The organism is Burkholderia sp. FL-7-2-10-S1-D7 (assembly GCF_001524185.1).
GTDB lineage: Bacteria > Pseudomonadota > Gammaproteobacteria > Burkholderiales > Burkholderiaceae > Burkholderia > Burkholderia diffusa.
On the sequence record NZ_LOWY01000053.1, the window covers coordinates 1 to 564 of the forward strand.

Sequence of the window (564 nt, forward strand, 5' to 3'; positions counted from 1 at the left end):
ACGCACACGTGCGTCGTATCGTACTGCGGACCGACGGCAACCGTGGGCGCGACGGCGGGCGGCACCGGCGGTTTCGCAAAAGTGCCCGGGGCGACGGCGAGGCCGCCCGCGATCATCGCGGTAAGCAGCACTGAACGAATGGGTTTCATTAAGCGTGTCCTGATTGTTGCATCGTCATCGAATGGAGCGACCGTCGCCGGTGGGTTACCGCACATCGTCGAGCACGGTCGCCAGCACTAGTGCCGCGATCAGCCCGAGATGCTCGAAAAAGCTGTTGAGCGCCATCAAATGTTCGGCGCCCGAGCGGTTCCAGAAATCGTTCGCCACGACCATCGCGACGAGCGTCAGCATGCCGAGACTGCCGGCGCCGAGCCACGTGAAGCGGCGAAACACCACGCAGAGCGAACCACCGATCTCGACGACGATCGCCAGCGCAGCCCACAGCGCGGCCGGATGCAGGCCGAAATGCGCCTGCTCGGCCACCGCGTCGTCGAAATGCATCGCCTTGTTGATCCCGCCGATCAGAAACGCGGAAACGAGTGCAAGCCGTACCAGCGCACCGAC

Annotated in this window: 1 protein-coding gene and 1 pseudogene; both read right to left on the reverse strand. The window is 64.4% G+C overall.

Features of this window, described 5'->3' with window-relative positions:
* Positions 1-149: pseudogene (locus tag WS75_RS34630) on the reverse strand (glyoxalase); the annotation flags it as partial.
* Positions 150-204: 55 nt separating this feature from the next.
* Positions 205-564 (reverse strand): DoxX family protein (locus tag WS75_RS18500; protein ID WP_059681894.1); only part of this gene is annotated, 360 nt, incomplete at its 5' end.